Source organism: Streptomyces sp. S.PNR 29, assembly GCF_030386795.1.
Taxonomy (GTDB): domain Bacteria; phylum Actinomycetota; class Actinomycetes; order Streptomycetales; family Streptomycetaceae; genus Streptomyces.
This window is the reverse complement of sequence record NZ_JANUQM010000001.1, coordinates 425168-442857: the sequence shown is the minus strand read 5'-3', so window position 1 is coordinate 442857 and position 17690 is coordinate 425168. Positions and strand designations below refer to the sequence as shown.

At 68.5% G+C, this 17690-nt stretch carries 17 protein-coding genes and 1 tRNA gene; 7 read left to right on the top strand and 11 right to left on the bottom strand.

Features of this window, described 5'->3' with window-relative positions:
• Positions 1-5 precede the first annotated feature (5 nt).
• Positions 6-494 (top strand): hypothetical protein, encoded by a 489-nt coding sequence (locus tag NW895_RS02195; RefSeq protein ID WP_289933320.1) that lies wholly within the window; start codon positions 6-8, stop codon positions 492-494.
• A gap of 265 nt (positions 495-759) precedes the next feature.
• Here NW895_RS02195 and NW895_RS02190 read toward each other — a convergent pair whose 3' ends face one another.
• From NW895_RS02190 to NW895_RS02175, 4 genes are all read right to left on the bottom strand, one after another.
• A complete protein-coding gene (locus tag NW895_RS02190; protein WP_289933318.1) occupies positions 760-1170 on the bottom strand; it encodes a DUF488 family protein in 411 nt (136 codons plus the stop codon).
• Between the two features lie 103 nt (positions 1171-1273).
• Positions 1274-1447 (bottom strand): hypothetical protein, encoded by a 174-nt coding sequence (locus NW895_RS02185; protein ID WP_289933317.1) that lies wholly within the window; start codon positions 1445-1447, stop codon positions 1274-1276.
• A gap of 117 nt (positions 1448-1564) precedes the next feature.
• Positions 1565-1849 carry a hypothetical protein gene (locus NW895_RS02180; protein WP_289933316.1) on the bottom strand — a complete coding sequence of 95 codons (285 nt, stop codon included), beginning with the start codon at positions 1847-1849 and terminating at the stop codon, positions 1565-1567.
• Positions 1850-2099: 250 nt separating this feature from the next.
• Positions 2100-3257 carry a ParB/RepB/Spo0J family partition protein gene (locus NW895_RS02175; protein WP_289933315.1) on the bottom strand — a complete coding sequence of 386 codons (1158 nt, stop codon included), beginning with the start codon at positions 3255-3257 and terminating at the stop codon, positions 2100-2102.
• 853 nt (positions 3258-4110) lie between these two features.
• On the opposite strand from NW895_RS02175, the gene NW895_RS02170 reads away from it, so the two are divergent.
• The gene (locus tag NW895_RS02170) at positions 4111-4653 is read left to right on the top strand and encodes a hypothetical protein (protein ID WP_289933314.1); all 543 of its coding nucleotides are present in this window, start codon (positions 4111-4113) and stop codon (positions 4651-4653) included.
• A 5-nt stretch (positions 4654-4658) separates the two neighbouring features.
• Positions 4659-5471: a hypothetical protein gene (locus tag NW895_RS02165; RefSeq protein WP_289933313.1), complete on the top strand. Its 813-nt coding sequence runs from the start codon at positions 4659-4661 to the stop codon at positions 5469-5471.
• Here the strand turns inward: NW895_RS02165 and NW895_RS02160 are convergent.
• A complete protein-coding gene (locus NW895_RS02160) occupies positions 5449-6372 on the bottom strand; it encodes a recombinase family protein (protein ID WP_289933312.1) in 924 nt (307 codons plus the stop codon). The genes NW895_RS02165 and NW895_RS02160 overlap by 23 nt on opposite strands.
• Positions 6373-6946: 574 nt before the next feature.
• On the opposite strand from NW895_RS02160, the gene NW895_RS02155 reads away from it, so the two are divergent.
• A complete protein-coding gene (locus tag NW895_RS02155; protein WP_289933311.1) occupies positions 6947-8539 on the top strand; it encodes a tyrosine-type recombinase/integrase in 1593 nt (530 codons plus the stop codon).
• 105 nt (positions 8540-8644) lie between these two features.
• Here the strand turns inward: NW895_RS02155 and NW895_RS02150 are convergent.
• The 4 genes from NW895_RS02150 to NW895_RS02135 all read right to left on the bottom strand — a co-directional run bounded on the left by NW895_RS02150 (position 8645) and on the right by NW895_RS02135 (position 13010).
• A tRNA-Arg gene (locus NW895_RS02150) sits at positions 8645-8717 on the bottom strand.
• A gap of 208 nt (positions 8718-8925) precedes the next feature.
• A complete protein-coding gene (locus NW895_RS02145) occupies positions 8926-9750 on the bottom strand; it encodes an SAM-dependent methyltransferase (RefSeq protein WP_289933310.1) in 825 nt (274 codons plus the stop codon).
• A gap of 150 nt (positions 9751-9900) precedes the next feature.
• Positions 9901-11577: an IclR family transcriptional regulator C-terminal domain-containing protein gene (locus tag NW895_RS02140; RefSeq protein ID WP_289933309.1), complete on the bottom strand. Its 1677-nt coding sequence runs from the start codon at positions 11575-11577 to the stop codon at positions 9901-9903.
• A 146-nt stretch (positions 11578-11723) separates the two neighbouring features.
• A complete protein-coding gene (locus NW895_RS02135) occupies positions 11724-13010 on the bottom strand; it encodes a M6 family metalloprotease domain-containing protein (protein ID WP_289933308.1) in 1287 nt (428 codons plus the stop codon).
• A gap of 289 nt (positions 13011-13299) precedes the next feature.
• Between NW895_RS02135 and NW895_RS02130 the strand changes: the two genes are divergently transcribed.
• The gene (locus tag NW895_RS02130; RefSeq protein WP_289933307.1) at positions 13300-13944 is read left to right on the top strand and encodes a TetR/AcrR family transcriptional regulator; all 645 of its coding nucleotides are present in this window, start codon (positions 13300-13302) and stop codon (positions 13942-13944) included.
• 135 nt (positions 13945-14079) lie between these two features.
• Positions 14080-15615: an MFS transporter gene (locus NW895_RS02125; RefSeq protein WP_289933306.1), complete on the top strand. Its 1536-nt coding sequence runs from the start codon at positions 14080-14082 to the stop codon at positions 15613-15615.
• 106 nt (positions 15616-15721) lie between these two features.
• On the opposite strand, the gene NW895_RS02120 is transcribed toward NW895_RS02125, so the two are convergent.
• Positions 15722-16237: a MarR family transcriptional regulator gene (locus NW895_RS02120; protein ID WP_289933305.1), complete on the bottom strand. Its 516-nt coding sequence runs from the start codon at positions 16235-16237 to the stop codon at positions 15722-15724.
• A 102-nt stretch (positions 16238-16339) separates the two neighbouring features.
• Between NW895_RS02120 and NW895_RS02115 the strand changes: the two genes are divergently transcribed.
• The gene (locus NW895_RS02115; RefSeq protein WP_289933304.1) at positions 16340-17125 is read left to right on the top strand and encodes a class III extradiol ring-cleavage dioxygenase; all 786 of its coding nucleotides are present in this window, start codon (positions 16340-16342) and stop codon (positions 17123-17125) included.
• 19 nt (positions 17126-17144) lie between these two features.
• On the opposite strand, the gene NW895_RS02110 is transcribed toward NW895_RS02115, so the two are convergent.
• Positions 17145-17675, bottom strand: a complete 531-nt coding sequence (locus NW895_RS02110; RefSeq protein ID WP_289933303.1) for a GNAT family N-acetyltransferase — start codon at positions 17673-17675, stop codon at positions 17145-17147.
• Positions 17676-17690 lie beyond the last annotated feature (15 nt).

Below are 17690 nucleotides of genomic sequence, written 5' to 3'. Positions count from 1 at the left end.
CAACCATGATCTGGACCTACTGCGAGCAGTGGAACAACCTCACCGAGACGCCCGTGAACACCCTGACGCCCGAGCAGGCCCAGGCCAGGCATGTGTCCGGCCAGTTGTACACCGCAGTCGCCTTCCCCCAAAAGAATTCAGCGCCGGCACTGCGCGTCGAAATGCGCCTGGAGACCGGCTACAGCTCAGTCATTTTCATGGATGAGTACGGCCGCGACTCCCTCGACTACACGTTTACCCTCATCAATGGGTCCCTCTTCCTTGAGACAGCAACCTCATACGACTACGGCGACTCGCAGGAGCGCGGCGGATACGCCGATGCGGAGCGCATGGAGTCCTACGAGTTCACCACTGATGGCATCATTCGGCGGACTGTAGAGGCCGATGGCGAGGAAACGAGGGAAAGCCGCCGCGGCATTGACGTCGCCAGCAATTGGGAGGCTGTTCCCAATTTCGGGACCTACGATTCGTTGATACGGCGCGACCGCGCTTGAACTCACGGTCCATGAAGCCGTTCGCCCGATGGGTCACAGGTGGCTTCCCAGTACGTTGCGGCCCTGACTCCGTACAGTTTCTTGCCGTGCACCCCAGCCCGGTGGCGCGCATGGCGGGAAGCGCGTGCCCCTGATGATCGGGACACGATCGGGGCAGCGCCCAGCCGGGCGGAGACCTGACCAGGCACTGCTATGAACCCGAGCAAAAGCGCATAGGTCCTGAAAGGGGGTCACCTACCAGTAAGGTGCGGCTCCAGGATCAGGATCACATCAAGGTCCCCTGCTCGTACTGGTCGGCCATCGGCGAGAGCTCGCGCACCTCGTCGCCGGTTGTGTCCTTCCACCAGGCGGCGAAGACCCTGCGGTGGCACCACTGCGCCGGGTCGGCCAGGTCTTCGAAGCAGAGCAGGACCAGCCGGTGTTCCTGCTCCGCGTTCACGATGGCCCGTAGCCGCTCCGCGATGCGCGCAGGACCGAGCTGGTCGAGGTCGGCCCGGTAGGCGGCGGTGAACTCGGGGAGGGGCTTGGTGAAGTACTCCCGGCGCGGCGCCAGCTCCCGTACCGCGTGCTGGAGGGGGTAGGGGAGCTTGAACCGCGGGGCGCCCAGGGTGATGCGTACGGGCACCCCTTGCGGGGGCTGGAATGCCTGGTATCGGTTGGTGAAGAGGGTGAGCAACCTGGCTCCTTCCTTGCTGGGGACGAGTGTCCCGTCATGCGTCTGGCCCCGGTCGGGTTCGACCGGGGCCGTTGGTGGTCTGGCCGGTGATCCGGCCGGAGGGTCACCACTTGTTCTGCCGCCACGCGCGCTTTTCCGCGTGACGCGCCGCTCGGCGACGCAGCTTCTTGGCTTGGGGATCGTGCTCACCGGGATACAGAAAGCAGGTGCACCCACGGCCGGCGTAGCGGCAGGTCTGTCCATGCCCGCGGCGGAGCGCGCCCAGCATCTTGGTCATTTCGGAATCCCGTCTCGGTGGCCGCCCGCGCGTCTGCCCCGTGCACCGCGTCGGCCGCGCCTCGCACTGGCGGGGGCTGTCGGACCGGACCGTGAGGTCCGGTCCGACAGGCGGGGCTCAGTCCTGGGGGCTGGCCTTCCGGGTGGTGGGCTGTGCCAGATGGATGGCGATGTCAAAAGCCTGGGGCTCAGAGTTCGGGAACTCGGCCGTCACACGCAGGACCCGGTTGCACTCGCTGGCAACCCTGGAAGCCGTAGTCTTCTCGGTCTCGATAATGAACTCGGATGCCGGGCCAGGGATCCTGTCACGCGCCGAGTCCATGAGGTACTCAAGGAAGTCGGTGAGGTTCCGGATGCCCGGGTCTGCCGATTCCTGACCCCAGTCCAGTTGAGAGTTGTCCATTACTCATCCCTCTTTTCCACTGTTGAGTTGAGAATGTTTTTCCTGCTTGACATTTATAATCTTAATGGAATTTGGGGGCCTAGTACATATTCACCCGGAATTAATATCCGGGATTTCTGGGTGAATTTACGCGCGCTTTTGAGGAGGCGCTCGCGCGGTGCCGCAGACAGCAAGCGACGCGGCCGGGATGCCCCCGGCCGCGCCCCTGGAGGGGAGGGACGGGGCCCGGACGCGCCAGGCCCCCTCCGCCTCACTTCGCCATTGCGGGCTCCTCCGTCTTGGCCGCCCCCGTGGCGGGCTCTGTCTTCTTCTGGGCCGGGACGGTGCGGGTGGGGCTCTTGGCCGCGCCCGTGGCCTTCGCGCGGGGGGCCGCCGGCCTGGCGGCCGCCTTCCTGGCGGTCGGCTTCGTCGCAGCCGTGGCCGATCCCTCGGACTTGGCCGCGCCCTGCTGCTTGGCCGCCTGCGTCTTGGTGGCCTGCTGCTGGGCAGCCTCCTGCTGGACCTCGACGGCCGCCTTGTTGAACTCGGCCTCCATGGCTCGCTGGATGCCCTGGGCCTTGCTGAGCATGTTCTTCACCATCTGGACCTTGGCGTAGAGGCGGGTGACAACCCGCAGGTGGCGGGCGAGGTCGTCGCCGAGAATGACGGCCAGGTCTTCGGGCTTCTTCTCGGCCAGGTCCTCCAGCAGCGGGATCAGGACCTCTTCCGCCTTACCGAGGCTGTCCTTGGCCTTGGCCTTGGCCTTCTTCCGCTTCTCCTGCTCCTCGGCCGACGGGGCCTCCTCGCTGGTGAGGGAGGTCTGCTTCTCCATCATCTTCAGGCCGTTGGCGAAGTGCTGGGCCTCGGCCTCGCTGTCGAAGTCGCCGCGCACGTAGCGCATGGCCGCGACCATCTGGTTGGCCGGGCTGAGCTGGGCGATGTGCCAGGCCAGGTTGTTCTTGATCTGGCCCTTGTCGACCATCTCGGCGACCTCGGGGCGCAGGGTGAGCAGGCCGAGGCGCCAGGTGATGTGGGTCTCCGTCTTGCCGAACTGCTTGGCGATCTTGGCCGGGGTCCAGCCGGCCGCCTTGAGGTCGGCGTAGGCGCCGGCCTCTTCCATGATCGTCATGTCCTGGCGGTTGACGTTCTCGGCGATGCTGAGGACGTACGCCTTTTCCTCGCTGGCGTCCTCGATGACCTTGGCAGGGATGACCTCCAGGCCGGCCGCCTGGCAGGACCTCCACCGGCGCTCGCCCGCGATCAGCATGTAGGGGACTTCAGCCCCCTCGACCGGCCGGACGACGACCGGCTGGAGGAGGCCGTTCTCCTTGATGCTGCCCGTCAGCTCCTCCTGCTGCGCCTCGTCGAAGAACTTGCGGGGCTGGTCGGGGTTGGGGGCGATCTCGGAGACCTTGAGGTTAGCGAACATTTCCCGCACCTTTCATATCCTTAAGGGAAGCCGCCTTTTCGGCTTTCCCTTTTTCCTTACACTTATATCTTAATCGCATACACCTCTAATGCAAGTGGGAATTCTTTTAATTTCGAGAATTCAATTCTGCATTTCCCGGCCGAATGCGCCCCCTTGCGAGAGAGGCGCCTCAGGGCCGCTCAAGGTCACGGCGTCAGACCGCGCCCTGAAATAGGCGAGCCCGCCGCAGTCTTGCGACTGTGGCGGGCTCCGCTCCCATCCACTCACCCCATGGCCGCATCGATGCGGCCGCTCCTCGCGGGTGGGGCGCGGGGGGGTCGGCCACCCGCGAGGAGCAGGGAAGGGCGCCGCTCACGCGACGCCGCCGGCGCAGGGTTCCTGCGGCTGCTGTACCCGCCCGGCAGGCCCGAACATACATGACCGATCCAGTCGTGTCACCTATCTCTATCGCTGAAACGTCAGTCGTCTCGCACCTCGCTGTCCGGCCGCTGTCTGCTGGTCAGCGCCTGAGCCTCCAGTACTCTGCGCGCTTCGTTCAGCGCCTGCGCGCTTGCCCCTCCCCGGAGCACGCGCGGAGGTTTCTTGGCCAACTCCGCGATCCGCCGCTCGTCTGGCTCGGACATGCGATTCCTCCCGTAAACGGCAAGCGCGTCGCCGTGACCCGCCCGCCAGACGCTCCCCGTGCGCGCCCGCCCAGCCGCAGGTGCGTGGTGCGACGCGACGCCCACCTCGTTCACCGCACTCCTTCACGGAAACCGTCCACCAAACCGTATAAGCCATCCGACCTGCGCTGTAGTGTAAATGTCAAGCGGTTACTATGCGTTGAGCATATGCCTGGACAAGGAGCGGGGACATGGCAGACGCGTCGGGCGCGCCCGAACTCATGAGCCTGAGCGAGAAGTTGCTTGCCTTGTTCCGTCTGCGTCGCGATGCGGACGGCTTCACGCCCAGCGCCCACGACATTGCGAAGGCGACGTCAAAGCCTCCTCACTGCAAACCAGTTGTGTCGCACGGCCAGGTCAACAGCCTGCTGAACGGCTCTAGTTGCAACCCCCGGTCATCCACCGTCACCGCACTCTCCCAGGCGCTCGGCGCCCCGGCCGCGTTCCTGCTGCCAGGACCGGAATGGGACGACCTCACCGCGCTGTGCGTGTTCCGGGAACAGCCCGAGGCGCGCGAGGTACTGCGCTTAATGCAAGGCCTCCCGGCAGAGGACATCGTTGAAGTCATGTCGATGCTCAGGAAGATGCGCCGGGATGCGGGACTTCCCGAAGACGTCCCGGCGATCCCCCCACCGCCCCCTGGCGTCGACCAACCTCGTGAAGGCCGGCCGCGTCGCCGCTTGAGCCTGAGCGAAGCCGCTGAAAGGGCAGCGGCTGACCTGGAAGGACGCTGAACCCCTTGGACACCCCCCTCTTCAGCGCGAGCGCCCTGCTCATCGCACTCGCCACGGCCGCCTACCTCACCTACGCTCCCCACCCCCCACGCCGGCAGCCGTCCTTCACGGCCCGCCGCGCCCGCGTCGTGCTGTGTGAGAGCGCCTTCGCCAGTGCCTTCCTTCTGGTTCCTCAGGTTGCCGAAGCCGTGGACGGCGTCACCGGCCATGGAGGTGCGGGCGCTCTCCTGTGGGCCCTGACCAGCGGGCTGACCATTCTCAGCATGCAACTCGTGACGGTGAGCTGGTGGCAGCCGACCATCGGCGTGCGCAGAGCCGTCGTGGCCTACATCGTCTTCTTCTGCTGCGTCATGGCCGTGCTGGCCTGGGAGTTCCAGTACGTCCGCGCCTCATCCGCGGAGCTGTTCTCCGCACCCGATGTCGACGGCATGGAGGCCGCGTTCGTGCTGACGCACCTAGGCTTCCTGGACGTCATGGCCATCACTGTCAGCCTGCAGTACATCCTCTTGGCCTGCGCCGCCTGGCGGCGCTGGCGCGTCGCAGCCGCCGGTCTCGCCGTCGCTGCCGTGGGGTGTGTGTTGGGTCTGGCGTACTCCGTCGCCCGCACCGGGATCACCATCGCCCACCTCGGGGGATGGGCCTGGCCGTCCTTCGTGGAGACGCACTTCGTGCCCATCACCGGCGCCCTGGCGGCGCTCCTCGTCGCCGTGGGAGTCACGCTGCCCACGGTCGCGAAACGGCTCCTCCTGCCGCGCGCCCGGTCGGCAACGAACCGGGCCGTCAAGGACACAGCCGTCAGGCGGATTGCACTTCCGTAGACGGCGCCGTATCCCACGAGCGCCACTTCAAGCGGACCCGGTCCGCGTCCACGGTGCGCGAGCCCCTGGACGCGGCCGGATACACGGCGATCTGCTCCAGCATCAGCACCACGACACCCTGCTTCGCCACCATCGGCGCGTGTTTCCACCACCGCACCAGATCCGGCACGCTCCCCACGGGCACATGCTCAACCCGCTCAAGGAACCGTGCCCGCGCCCTGTCCGCCTTTGCCTGCGCCGACAACTCCTTGTCGGCCGCCTTGAACGCCTGGAGCGACATACCCGAGGGGCGGGCGTAGTCCTCGCCCAACTGCTTCTGGCGGCGCTTGGCGTCATCAGCCCGCTCACGCAGCTTCACCGCCTCCGCCAGCAACTGGTCGCGTGCCTGCTCGATCAGCGCACTGACCTCGGGCTTGGCCAGCTCAGCCAGCACATGCTCGGCGACGTACGTCTCCAAAAGGTCGGCGTTAATCCGTACGCGCCCGCAGCCGCCGGGGTGCTGCCTGGTGCTCGGCATGCAGCGGTGGCCCCGGCTGCCGGCGTTGGAAGGAGCAGCGCCAAGGGGATGGGCACACAGACCGCACACCGTGAGCTCACCGCTCAGCAGATACTCCTGTTGCGGCGCCCGCTCTGCTTCCGACTGGTGCTTGCGCCGCATCGCGCGGATCTTCCGGAACTGCTCAGGCGGGATCAGCTCCGGCCCTCCGGAGGGCAGCAGGTTGCCCTCCTCGTCCTCGTAAAGGCCGGCGATGGCTGGGTGATCCAGGACTGAGGCCAGAGCGGCAGGCCGCCACTCATTGCCCAGGGTTGTGCGGTGCCCCTCTTCGTTCATCCAGATGATGATGTCCTCATAGGGCTGGCCGGCCTCCCGTAGGTTGGCGGCCTCTTGCAGAGGCGCCACCTCGTCGTCCTTCGGCCTTCTGTAGGCGGCATCCGCGAACCCGTACAACCTCGGCACAGAATCTCCCCAGCCTTCTCCGACCCCGATCCGCCTCCCATGCTAGCGAAGATAGGTCACACTGTTGCAAGGATCAGACCGCTTCCGGTGCGCCGACTTGCACCGCAGCTATTTCACAAGGGCTACACGTACGTGCCCTCCACGCCTAGGAGCTTCCACAGCTCCGCCGTCGGCACCCGGACCGTGCTGCCCAACGTGAGCGTCCGCACCGGGAAACAGTCGCTACGGATCAAGGCATACGCCTTATCCCGGCTGATCCCCAAAGCCCGGGCCGCCGTTGTCACGTTGACGGTGGCCGGAAGAGCCATCAGCTCCGCGAGTCCCATGGCCCCCGACGAAGCCTGCTCCTGCACGCCCTGAACAGTCATCTTGTTGGTCGCAATCTCCCCCGCGCCAACTTGCAGGCGACTTTACATGAGTGTCCGACAGCCCCCGGAAGATCGAGAAAGATCGCGCAACGCGATCACAGAACCAACCGGCAGCACCCAGATCGTGGGTGCCAGGGCAAGGGACAGCGATGTTCGAGGACAAGACCTACAAGCGGTGCGCCTGCAAGGGCCCCCTGATGGACAAGGAGGGCAAGCCGGTCCTCAAGGAGGATGGCACACCGAAGATCGGCTACCTGGAGAAGCGGTGCCCCAAGCTCAAGAGGCGAGACCACGGCTCCTGGTACTACTCGATCGAACTGCCGCCGGGTCCCGGCGGCAAGCGCGAAACAGCCAAGAAGGGAGGCTTCCGCACACAGAAGGACGCGGCAACAGCATGCAAGGAGATCTGGGAGCTTGCCCAAGGCGGCGTACAAGTCAAGTCCACCGAGACCGTAGCCGAGTACCTACGCCGCTGGTTCGCCAAGCGCGTCGACCTCAAGCGGTCCACCCGCAAGGGCTACGACGACCACATCGAACGCGTCTTCATACCCGCCCTGGGCCACCTCAAGATGCGCGATCTGCGCACCCGCCACATCCAGGACATGTTCAAGGCCATCTGGGCCAGCAACAAGATCCACCAGCAAAACCGCGAGGCAGCCGAAGAAGCCCTCGCCGCCGAGCGCGCCGCCCACAAGGCATGGCGCACCTGCACGACTCGTCCCCGCCCGCCCGAGCTCCGCCAGAACTGGAACGACGCCAAGGCCGCACTCCGAACAGCCCGCAGCAAGCCGCGCCACATCACCGGGCCCGGCACCCAACTCAAGATGAACAACACGCTCAGTGCCGCTCTCGACGACGCACTCGCCGAGAAGCTGATCAGCGAGAACTGGGCCAAGAGCGTCGTCCTGCCGAAATACGTCCGCCCCAAGCCACTGGTGTGGACCGACGAACGCGTCGCCCGCTGGCGGGCCACTGGCGAGAAGCCGGGCAAGGTCATGGTCTGGACGCCCGAGCAGACCGGAACCTTCCTCGACGCCGTCGCCGAGCACCGGCTCTACCCGATGTTCCACCTGATGACCTTCCGAGGCCCGCGCCGCGGCGAAGTCGCCGGCCTTCCCTGGAGCGAGACCGACCTCACGATCGGCACCGTCCACATCAGTGAGCAACTCGTCGCCTCCTCCTACGAGGTCTGGGAGGACACCCCCAAGAGCGAAAGCGGAGCCCGCACCATTGCGCTGGACTCCGAGACACACGAACTGCTCAAGCTCTGGCGGCAGCGCCAGCAGGCCGAACGCGAAGAATGGAACCGCGTCCACGAGGAGTGGCAGCGCCTCAAGGCCCAGGGGGTTGAGCCGGATGACAAGGCCCCGAAGGAACCCTGGAAGGACACCGGTCTCGTCTTCACTTGGGAGAACGGGGAGGCCTACCACCCCGAGTACCTGTCGCAGATGTTTGAGCGGCTGATCGCGAAACTGGGCCTGCCCCCCGTCCGCCTTCACGACCTCCGCCACTGCGCCGCCACCCTCTCCCTGGCCGCCGGCATCCACATGAAGAAGATCCAAGCCCTCCTCGGCCACAGTAGCTACTCGCTCACGGCCGACACCTATACCTCCGTGCTGCCGCAGTTCGAGAAGGCCGAGGCTGAAGCTCCGGTCGCCCTCGTGCCGCGAGCGGCCAAGCAGCAGGAGCCTCCGGCTGTGCCCGACGTTCCCAGCGATGAGCCGGGGGAGACGGCTGCCTGACGGCTTGTTCCCAGAGCGTTCCCAGCACACATGAGGAAGGCCCTCCGCGATCTTGGCGGAGGGCCTTCCTCATGCTCACACAGGCTCTGACCTGGTGTTTCTCTGTGCCCCCGGCAGGATTCGAACCTGCGACACCCGCTTTAGGAGAGCGGTGCTCTATCCCCTGAGCTACGAAGGCGTGGATCTCGGTGAGATCCGACGACTAGCGTAGCGGATAAGGGATCGACGATGGCAAGGTTCCCGTTCTCGCAGGTCAGGTGTCTCTGGCGGGTCCTGGCGGCCGTGCCGGGGCGCCGGAATCCGTCGGGTTCGTGGCACGGCCGGAACATCGTCGGGCCCCCGGGCCGGCTTCGGCTAAGGCTGTCGACCCGCCGGGCCGGCTTTGGCTAAGGCTTGCGGCCCACTCCGCAGTAGGCGTCGACGGGAACAGCGGGCCGGGGTGATGTACCGGGGTCCGGGCGCCATTCGGTGACCGGGACGACGCCGGGGGCCACCAGTTCCAGGCCCTGGAAGAAGCCGGCGATTTCGTCGACCTCACGGACGTAGTACGGCACCGCGCCGCTTGAGTTGTACGCCTTGGACGCGGCGATCATTCCCTCGCTGGTCGCCGTGCTGTCGCTGATGACCAGGTGGCTGCCCGACGGGAGGCCGTTCATCAGGCGGTGTACGAGGTCGCGGGCCTGGTGGTGGTCGGCGACGTGGCCGAGGGTGTTGAGGATCATGAGGGCGACCGGCTGGGACAGGTCGAGGGTGGCCGCCGCCGCTTCCAGGACGGACTCGGGCTGGTAGAGGTCGGCGTCCAGGTAGGCGGTCCTGCCCTCGGGGGTGCTGGTGAGCAGGGCGTTGGCGTGGGCCAGGACGATGGGGTCGTTGTCGACGTACACGATCCGGGCGTCGGGGGAGACGCGCTGGGCCACCTCGTGCGTGTTGTCGGCGGTCGGCAGGCCGGTGCCGATGTCCAGGAACTGCCGGATGCCCTGTTCGCCGGCCAGGTAGCGCACGGCACGTCCCAGGAAGTGCCGGCTGGTGACCGCCACGTCGACCAGGCCGGGGAAGATCGTTTTGATGTGGTCGCCGATCTCCCGGTCGACGTCGTAGTGGTCCTTGCCGCCGACGAAGTAGTTCCAGAAGCGCGCCGAGTGCGGCTTGGAGGTGTCGATCCGGGCCCGTATCTCCGCGGAGTCGGCGATCGGGGGGGTGGGGTCTGACACGGCGGATCCTCCTGCGGACCGGACGGGGGTGGGCGGTCGGGCACCAACCTAGGCGAAGTCGGCGGGAGAGCAGGGGAGTTGCGGGCCACGCCTGTCACTTACCGTAAGGTTTTGGCCAAATGAAGTGACCCGGCTGCGCAGCGGTCCGGCTCAGGACAGCGGCACCCGCCTGAAGCGCCCCGCCACCCTCAGGTCCTCCTCGATGCGGGCGGCCGTCGACGCGAGTTCCGGGAGGATGTCCTCGACGCACTCCCGCGTCGTGTGCCGCGCCACGTGCATCGCGGTGTTCACCGCGGCCACCACCCGGCCCGTACGGTCGCGGACCGGGACCGCGAGCGAGCGCAGGCCCTCCTCCAGTTCCTCGTCGACCAGGGCGTAGCCCTGGGACCGGACCTCCTTCAGCACGCCCGCCAGGGCCGCCTCGCTCGTCACCGTGTGCGGGGTCAGCGGGCGCAGGTCCCCGAGGACACGGTCCGGCTCCGGGACGTCCGCCAGCAGCACGCGGCCCAGGGACGTCGCGTACGACGGCAGTCGCGTGCCGACCGTGATGTTGACGCTCATCACGCGGCTCGTGGTCACCCGCACCGTGTACTGGATCTCCTCTCCCGAGTCCGTCAGGACCGCCAACGACGTCGACTCGTGGACGCGAGCCGCGAGCGCCGCCAGGTGCGGGTGGGCGATCTGCGCCAACGACGTACGGGACAGGGGCGGGAAGCCCAGGGACAGGACCTGGGGGGTGAGGGTGAAGGTGCGGTCGGGGCCCGGTGCCACCAGGCCCTCGTGCTCGTATGTGATCAGCGCCCGGCGAGCCGTCGCCCTCGCCAGGCCCGTCGCCTTCGCCACCTCCGTGAGGGTCAGCGCCTCCCTGCCCTCCCCGAAGGCCGTGAGGACCGTCAGGCCGCGCGCCAGCGATTCGATGAACTCCCTGCCCAGTTCCTGCTTCGACGCGCCCGTCCAGGTCGCCAGGCCCGTGCGGACCGGGCCGGGCTGCGGCGGTGGGGCGGTGCGCAGGTCGTGTTCCATGTCCGCCACCGCCGACCTCAGGCGGGGCAGGAGGGTGTCGCGCAGGCCCTGTGCCGTGTGCCGGCTCGTGTGGCTGACCACGCTCGCCACGCACGCCACCCGGCCCGTACCCGGGTCCCGTACCGGTACGGAAACGGCGACCAGGCCCGGTTCGATCAGCTGGTCGTCCAGGGCCCAGCCGTCCGTCGCCGCCTGTGCGGCCCGGCGTTCGAAGTCCGCGTCCGGTGTCGCGTGCGCTCGCGGCGGTACGGCCGGGAAGGTGCGGTCCTCCGGGTCCGCCGTCCGGCGTTCGCGCCAGCGCTGCCAGTCCTGCTCCGTCCACTCCGTCGCGAACAGCGGGCCCGGCGCGGTGCGTTCGGCGGGCAGCAGGTCGCCGATGCGGAAGCTCAGGGACATCGCGCGGCGGCGGGTCGCCTGGTGGATGAAGCGGATGCCGTCCCGGTCGGCGACCGCCAGCGAGACCGACTCGTCCAGCTCGTCGGCCAGGGCGTCCGCGCGCGCGTCCAGCAGGGCGGGCAGGCGGAGGGCGGCCAGATAGGCGTTGCCCAGTTCCATCAGGCGGGGGGCCAGGTGCACGTCACGGCCGTCCAGGCGGACGTAGCCCATGCGGGCCAGGGTCGCCGTGATGCGGTCCACCGTGGAGCGGGCGAGGCCCGTGGCCCTCTCCAGCGCGCTCAGGTTCAGTGTCCCGTCCGCCTCGGTCAGCCGCCGCAGTACCGCGATGCCGCGGATCAGCGGCGTGACCGCCTCCGCCGGTACGGGGTCGGCCGCCTGGTGGGCGTCGTGCGTGGTGTTCGCGGGCATCGGCTCTCCGGTACGGCGGTCGCGGCAGGCCTACCGTATGCGGAAGGGTTCCCCGACCCCGACGCCTCATCCGGCAGCAGCCGCCGCGCCTCGGTCGGTAGCCGCTCCGCGCTACGGCGGCACCCGGTCCGTCGCCGCGCCGCCCCTCATTTCCGGGTCACCCGCACCCGATGGTCCCCCGCCCGGTCCGCCCTGGCCACCGCGATCACGATCCCCCGCCGCGGGTCCTCGAACTTCTCGCCCGGTGTGAGGGTCGCGTCCGAGAGTTCCGCGTGGACGTTCGGGCTGCGGGCGCAGCCGCCGCTGTCCCGGCGGGAGTCGTGGACCGTCACCGGGCCCATCCCGGTGTCGACGTTCGCGTCGATCCGGTATATCAGCACGCCGGGACGGCACACGGCCTCGTCGTTGCCGGCCCGGGTGCGCAGTTCGACGGCGTACCCGGTCCGGGCGTCCAGCGGAACGACGACCAGCTTGGAGCCGCCCGCGCGGGCCAGCGGCGTCAGCGTGTACTCGGCGGTTCCCGGCGCGGCAGCGCAGTGCACCTGTGCGGCGTCCAGCCAGCCCAGCTTCCACTTGTGCCAGCCGAGCAGGTCGTTGTTGGCGCCCCAGTCCTCGCTCATGATGTCCCAGTGGCCGACCGCGCCCCCGCCCTCCTGGGTGTAGAGGTCGGGCAGACCGAAGACGTGGCCGTTCTCGTGCGGCAGGACGCGGTAGCCGGTGCGGTGGTAGGAGCCGGAGCCGTCGTCCTGGCGGGAGTAGACGAAGGACGCGTTCGCCACCGGGATGCCGTCGGCCACCGGCGCCTCCGTGTTGCCGGCGAAGGTCACGGAGAGGACCGTGTCCAGGGCGGAGGGGCCGGCGTTGGGGGTCACCAGGACGTTCAGGAGGTCGTACGCCTTGAAGTCCACCGTCGGGTCGGCCGCCGCCACTATGTCCTGGACCAGATCCCGGTAGCCGGGGTCGAAGGGGGCGCCCCGGTCTATGCCGTACGCCTGGAACGGCTTCGGCATGCGCAGCCAGTCCCGGATCGGTGTCTCGGGGCGGTAGTCCAGGCGGCCGTAGGAGCTGGTACGGAACCACTGCCGGGTCTGCGGGAAGAACTCCGCGAAGCGGTCGAGCGCGTCGCCCTCGCCGGGCGCGTCGGAGAAGTCGACCATCAGGGTGAGGGCACGGACGGTTCCGGTGGAGCGGGAGTAGCCCTCGGAGGTCGGGATGCCCTCCGACATCTGCACGTCGCGGTCGCTGCGGATCATGCAGGGGCCGTGGGAGGAGGAGCGGGGCGGGGCGGTCGGCCCGGCCCCGGCCGTCGTGGCGCCCTGGGTGAGGCGTCCGGTGCCGGCCGAGGTGCTGACCGCGAGGGTTAGGGCGGTGGCGGACATCAGGGTGGCCACGCGGCGGGGACGTATCCGGCGGGCCCTCGGCTGTGCCCCCATGCAGGACCTCCCGCGTGCCGTGGCAGCCGTCGTCATCGACTGCGCCCTTTCGGTCACCCTGTGTCGAGAGGGTGTGCGGGCGCGCGTTGGAGGAGACCGATCGTGGGATTTCCGCCGGTAGGTGTGTGGCTCAGGTCACATGAAATCTTCGTCGAAGTGGGAAATAACCGGGGAGCGTCTCCCCGTTTAGTCGTGTGTCCGAGCGAAACGGGGACTCCCTCCCCGGATCGCGTCACCCAGCCATCCGATCAGCGAACCGGTGATCACCAAGCCACCTGAGGAGTACGCCGTGGAGACCGCCACCCCCGTGCAGCGCAAGGCGAGCCGGCCGCGCGCCGACGCCCTGCGCAACCGGGAGCGGATCGTCACCGCCGCCCGGGAGATGTTCGTCGAGTACGGCCCCGACGTGCCGCTGGACGAGATCGCCCGCCGGGCCGGCGTCGGCAACGCCACGGTGTACCGCAACTTCCCGGACCGCGACGCCCTGGTCCGCGAGGTCGTCTGCTCGGTCATGGACCGTACGGCGCGGGCGGCCGAACGCGCGCTCGCGGAGGCCGGTGACGCGTTCGAGGCGCTGGAGCGTTTCGTGCACGCCGCCGCCGACGAGCGGATCAGCGCGCTGTGCCCGATGATCCGGAGCACCTTCGACAAGCATCACCCGGACCTGGAGGCCGCGCGTGAACGGGTCGACCGGCAGATCGCGGAGCTCATGCACCGCGCCGAGGCGGCCGGGCAGCTCCGTTCCGACGTGGACGTCGGCGACATCATGATCGCCGTGGCCCAGCTCAGCCGGCCCCCGGCCGGTACCGACTGCGTCCATGCCGACCGCTTCGTCCACCGCCATCTGCAGCTGTTCCTGGACGGGCTGCGGGCCCCCGCCCGTTCCGCCCTGCCGGGCACGGCCGTGACCATGGAGGATCTGCGCCGGCCCTGACCGATCAGTTCAGCGCACCAGGCCAGTCACCACTGGCACAGTCTCTTTTTCCGTATCTCTTTTTCCCCATCTCTTTTTTCGTCACAGGTTTTTCGTCACAGGTTTTCGTCACAAAGTCCCGGAGTGGGTACCCCCATGTCTGAAACAGCCGCAAAGGCTCCCGGCGTCCCGGATGCCGGCCGCTGGAAAGCGCTCGTCTTCATCGCGCTCGCCCAGCTGATGGTCGTCCTCGACGCCACCATCGTGAACATCGCCCTGCCCTCCGCCCAGCAGGACCTGGGCATCTCGGACGGCAACCGCCAGTGGGTCGTCACGGCTTACGCCCTCGCCTTCGGCGGTCTGCTGCTGTTCGGCGGCCGGATAGCCGACCTGTGGGGCCGCAAGCGGGCCTTCGTCGTCGGTCTGGGCGGCTTCGCCGCGGCCTCCGCGCTGGGCGGCGCGGCCACCAACGAGGCGATGATGTTCGGCGCCCGCGCACTGCAGGGCGTCTTCGGAGCCCTGCTGGCTCCCGCCGCGCTCTCCCTGCTCGCCGTGATGTTCACGGACGCCAAGGAGCGCGCCAAGGCGTTCGGCATCTACGGCGCGATCGCCGGTGGTGGCGGTGCCGTCGGTCTGATCCTCGGCGGTTTCCTCACCGAGTACCTGGACTGGCGCTGGACGTTCTTCGTGAACATCCCGTTCGCGGTGGTCGCCGCGGCCGGCGCGTACTTCGTCATCCGGGAGCCGGAGGGCGGCCGCAACCGCTCCCCGCTCGACATCCCGGGCGTCATCCTGTCCACCCTCGGTCTGGTCGCCCTCGTCTACGGCTTCACCCGTGCGGAGTCCGACGGCTGGAGCGACACCCTGACCGTCGGGATGTTCGTCGCGTCCGGCGTCCTGCTGCTCGCCTTCGTCCTCGTCGAGGCGAAGGTCAAGGCCCCGCTGCTGCCGCTGCGCGTGGTCACCGAGCGCAACCGGGGTGGCATCTACCTCTCGCTCGGGCTCGCGATCATCGCGATGTTCGGTCTGTTCCTCTTCCTGACCTACTACCTGCAGGTCGTGAAGGGCTACTCGCCGGTGAAGACCGGCTTCGCCTTCCTGCCGATGATCGCGGGCATGATCACCGGGTCCACGCAGATCGGCACCCGTCTGATGACCCGGGTCGCACCGCGGCTGCTGATGGGCCCCGGCTTCCTGGTCGCCGCCCTCGGCATGCTGCTGCTGACCCGGCTGGAGATCGGCTCCTCGTACGCCGCCCTGCTGCTGCCGGCGATGCTGCTGCTCGGCCTCGGCATGGGTACGGCGTTCATGCCGGCCATGTCCCTGGCCACCCAGGGAGTGGAGCCGCGGGACGCCGGTGTCGCGTCCGCGATGGTCAACACCTCGCAGCAGGTGGGCGGTGCGATCGGTACGGCCCTGCTGAACACGATCGCCGCCTCGGCGACCACGTCGTACATCACGGACCACATCGCCGGTGCGACCAGCCGGTCCCAGCAGCAGCTGGTCCAGCTGGAGGGCATGGTGCAGGGCTACACCAGCGCGATCTGGTTCGCCGTCGGCATCCTCGTCGTGGCCGCGACCATCGCCCTGACCTTCGTCAACGCCGGCCGCCCGGGCACCACCGCCGTCGCGGGCTCCGGCTCCGGGGAGGGCGTCGAGGACGAGGTGCCGGTGCCGGTCGTCGCCCACTGACGGCGGCCGTCACGTCGTACCCCTTCGGGCCATCCACCAGGCCGTACGGACGAGGAAGGGGACGCCTCCTCCGTACGGCCCCCCAGGACCTGCCCCGGCCGCGCGTTCAGCGCAGCCAGGGCAGGTCCGCACCCGCTTCCTGGGGCTGCAGTCCCTCGGCGACGATCTGCATGATCTCGCCGAGGGACTTCTGCTGTTCCGGGGAGAGCCGGTCGAACACCGCCTGCCGTACGGCGGCCACATGGCCCGGCGCCGTCTGCCGCAGCACCTCCTGGCCCTGGTCCGTCAGCACCGCGAACTGGCCGCGCTTGTCGGAGGGGCAGTCCTCGCGGCGCACCCAGCCGTTCTTCTCCAGGCGCGCGACGGCGTGCGAGAGACGGGAGCGGGTGATCTTCGCCTGCATGGCCAGCTCGGTCATCCGCAGCCGCCGCCTCGGGGACTCGGCGAGCCTGACGAGGAGGGCGTAGTAGATGTGCGGCATGCCCGCGTCACGCTGGAGCTGACGGTCGAGGTGGTCCTCAAGGAGGTACGTGGCCTCGATGTAGGAGCGCCAGACGCGCTGTTCCTCGTCGGTGAGCCAGCGGGGCTCTTCGGCGGGTGCGGAGGTGGATGCCGTGTTCATGCATCCACTCTACGAGGCCTCTTCTTGAGAGTTAAACAAACGGGGCGTACGCTTCCTGGAGAGGTTTAGAGTTAAAGCATCACCGTCGGAGGAGTCACCGCCATGTCCGCCGTCACCCAGGAGCGCATGCCCGCCCTGTACCTCAGTCATGGCGCGCCGCCGCTGGCGGACGACCCCGTCTGGCCCGGCGAACTCGCCGCCTGGTCCGCCGGACTGCCCCGCCCCAAGGCGATCCTCGTCGTCTCCGCCCACTGGGAGGAGGCCCCGCTCGCCCTCGGCGCGACGCGGACCGTTCCGCTCGTCTACGACTTCTGGGGCTTCCCCGAGCACTACTACCGGGTGACGTACGAGGCTCCCGGCGCCCCCGAGCTCGCCGCGTCCGTACGCAAGCTGCTGCGCGCCCCCGGCATCCCCGTGCAGGACGTCCCGGACCGCGGCCTCGACCACGGCGCGTACGTCCCGCTGGTCGAGATGTACCCCGAGGCCGACATTCCGGTTCTGCAGGTCTCCATGCCGACCCTCGACCCGGTGCGGTTGATGGAGATCGGCCGAAAGCTGTCGCCGCTGCGCGACGAGGGCGTGCTGATCGTCGGCTCCGGCTTCTTCACCCACAACCTGGCCGCGCTGCGGCAGGGCGGCATCCCCGCCTGGTCCGCGGAGTTCGACGACTGGGGCCGGCGGGCGCTGGAGGCCGGTGACGTGGACGCACTGCTCGACTTCACCCGCAAGTCCCCGGCGGGCCTGCTCGCCCACCCGCGCACGGAGCACTTCGCGCCCCTGTTCGTGACGATGGGCGCGGCGGACGCGGCCGGGGAGCTGGACCTCCAGAAGTCGGTGATCGACGGGTTCTGGATGGGGCTGGCGAAGCGGTCGGTGCAGTTCGGGTGACCACCGCCCCGCCGGGTGCCTAGAGCTCCTTCTCGTACCAGGCGACGTCCCAGTAGCGGCCGAACTTGCGGCCGACCTCGTGGTACGTGCCGACATGACGGAATCCGAAGCGCTCGTGCAGCCGGGTCGAGGCCTCGTTCGGCTGGGCGATGCCCGCGTAGGCGCGGTGCACGTCCTCGTCCGCCAGGGCCTCGAAGAGGGCCTTGTAGAGAAGGGTGCCGACGCCCCGGCGGCCGGAGTGCGGGGCGACGTAGACCGTCGTCTCCACGGAGGTCACGTAGGCGGGCTTGGGGCGGTAAGGGCTGGATGTGGCGTAACCGAGAATCTCCTGTGAGGTTCCCCCGGAGTTCGCGTCCGTGGCAACCATCAGGCGGTACGGGCCGTCTACTGGGTGGGAGAGCAGCCAAGGGCGGCGCTCTTCCGGAGTGAAGACCGCGGTATCGAATGTGATGGCTGTCTCACGTACGTAGTGGTTGTAGAGGTCGGTGAGGGCCTCCAGGTCACCCTCCACCCCCGGCCTGACCTGGACCTCTGCCCGTTCCGGCAACATCACTCCTCCTCATGT

What these genes read in the sequence shown, in the direction of transcription:
- NW895_RS02195 (WP_289933320.1), top strand. Translation starts at nt 6, where the DNA reads ATGATCTGGACCTACTGCGAGCAGTGGAACAACCTCACCGAGACGCCC.
- NW895_RS02185 (WP_289933317.1), bottom strand. Translation starts at nt 1,447, where the DNA reads ATGACCAAGATGCTGGGCGCGCTCCGCCGCGGGCATGGACAGACCTGC.
- NW895_RS02180 (WP_289933316.1), bottom strand. Translation starts at nt 1,849, where the DNA reads ATGGACAACTCTCAACTGGACTGGGGTCAGGAATCGGCAGACCCGGGC.
- NW895_RS02175 (WP_289933315.1), bottom strand. Translation starts at nt 3,257, where the DNA reads ATGTTCGCTAACCTCAAGGTCTCCGAGATCGCCCCCAACCCCGACCAG.
- NW895_RS02170 (WP_289933314.1), top strand. Translation starts at nt 4,111, where the DNA reads ATGGCAGACGCGTCGGGCGCGCCCGAACTCATGAGCCTGAGCGAGAAG.
- NW895_RS02155 (WP_289933311.1), top strand. Translation starts at nt 6,947, where the DNA reads ATGTTCGAGGACAAGACCTACAAGCGGTGCGCCTGCAAGGGCCCCCTG.
- NW895_RS02140 (WP_289933309.1), bottom strand. Translation starts at nt 11,577, where the DNA reads ATGCCCGCGAACACCACGCACGACGCCCACCAGGCGGCCGACCCCGTA.
- NW895_RS02135 (WP_289933308.1), bottom strand. Translation starts at nt 13,010, where the DNA reads ATGGGGGCACAGCCGAGGGCCCGCCGGATACGTCCCCGCCGCGTGGCC.
- NW895_RS02125 (WP_289933306.1), top strand. Translation starts at nt 14,080, where the DNA reads ATGTCTGAAACAGCCGCAAAGGCTCCCGGCGTCCCGGATGCCGGCCGC.
- NW895_RS02120 (WP_289933305.1), bottom strand. Translation starts at nt 16,237, where the DNA reads ATGAACACGGCATCCACCTCCGCACCCGCCGAAGAGCCCCGCTGGCTC.
- NW895_RS02115 (WP_289933304.1), top strand. Translation starts at nt 16,340, where the DNA reads ATGTCCGCCGTCACCCAGGAGCGCATGCCCGCCCTGTACCTCAGTCAT.
- NW895_RS02110 (WP_289933303.1), bottom strand. Translation starts at nt 17,675, where the DNA reads ATGTTGCCGGAACGGGCAGAGGTCCAGGTCAGGCCGGGGGTGGAGGGT.